This is a genomic window from Microcystis sp. M53602_WE12 (assembly GCF_030065455.1).
Taxonomy (GTDB): Bacteria; Cyanobacteriota; Cyanobacteriia; order Cyanobacteriales; family Microcystaceae; genus Microcystis; species Microcystis aeruginosa.
The window spans coordinates 1-1,305 of sequence record NZ_JASJFB010000267.1 but is presented as its reverse complement, the minus strand read 5'-3'; the positions used below and the strand labels follow the sequence as shown (position 1 = coordinate 1,305).

General features: G+C 41.4%; 2 protein-coding genes. Both read left to right on the top strand.

The annotated features are described in order from the left end of the window. The first annotated feature begins 359 nt into the window (after nucleotides 1-359). On the top strand, nucleotides 360-599 hold the full coding sequence (locus tag PX482_RS09760; protein ID WP_002739406.1) for a hypothetical protein: 240 nt from the start codon (nucleotides 360-362) through the stop codon (nucleotides 597-599). Next, a complete protein-coding gene (locus PX482_RS09755; protein ID WP_002763446.1) occupies nucleotides 592-981 on the top strand; it encodes a type II toxin-antitoxin system VapC family toxin in 390 nt (129 codons plus the stop codon). The genes PX482_RS09760 and PX482_RS09755 overlap by 8 nt, the downstream gene beginning before the upstream one ends. Nucleotides 982-1,305 lie beyond the last annotated feature (324 nt).

Below are 1,305 nucleotides of genomic sequence, written 5' to 3'. Positions count from 1 at the left end.
GACAGGACTAAGGTTATTACTAACCCGCACCTGTAGGGTTATAAAGTTATCAAGGTACTACATTTACCAAGCGGCTAATCCTCTAAACGTCTTACTGTCTAGTTTCTAGCCAACGAATCGCACCACACCCCACACCCTAGCCCCACCAACAAACTTTTTCAGTAAACCCTATCTATCAAGAGATTTACCATACCTTACCCGAAATAATAGTGAAATTTTGTGACAAAGTGCAGCCAGATACAAGAATCTTTGCTACATTCCCAGAAGGCTTCTGTGAAAGGTCTCCTTAAAGGAGGCTGTTTGCGGTAAGCTAATCTGGCTAACACGCTTTTGGGCGTGATATAGGGGAGGATACAACCATGACTCATGAGATTTTAGGTGAATTTTTATCTTTGCCTGCTGAAGCACAGAGCCAAGTAGTCAGCCTGATCGCTTTTTTGAAACAAAAGTACATATATTCTGAACCTCTGTCTGCATCGTCAAATGTTGATTTAGTTAATGATCCCTTTGTTGGAATGTGGCGCGATCGTCAAGATTTAGATAGTACTACTTGGGTGCGAAATTTACGAGAAAGCGAGTGGTCAAAGACAAATGGCTAGTTCAACTATCGTAGATACCGACATAATCATTGATGTTGGTCGTGGTATTCCTGAAGCAGTCAATTGTCTGCAAAGGCTACAATCAAGTTCCAGATTAGCAATTAGCGTAGTTACACAAATGGAACTAATTGTTGGCTGCACTAACAAGTCAGAGTTACGGACGCTGGAAAAATTCCTTCAACAGTTTGATGTAATCAGAATTGACCAACCTATTTCAGACAAAGCGGTTGACTTACTTCGCTTGTATCGGCTAAGTCACGGTTTGCTGATTGCCGATGGCTTGATTGCAGGTACAGCAATAATATGGAATTACCCTTTTATCACCAAGAATCAACGAGACTACCGATTTATTCAAAATTTAAATGTATTACCCTACCCTTAGCGAAAAGCCTAACACTGCGTTGGAGCCGACTTTATCAAAAGCGATCTGTAAAAGTCAGAGTTTGACTGAGGCGGCTCAACTAAACCGTTATGCCGCAAGGTAATGATTCGGTAGTAGTGGCGTAGCTCTCTTGCTTACCTGGTATGAATTGTGTAAAATATTTATTAATAAAAATAATTGGAACCCGCTCAGTCTTTAAACCTCTAGCTTGATCATGACTTTTCTGATAAATATCTTTTTCTGGCTCCTGTCTGGCTTACTGAAATATCAGTCTAGCACCGAACAAAGTACCCCCTTCCCCTCCGTTCCCCTGTCAGGCGTTGT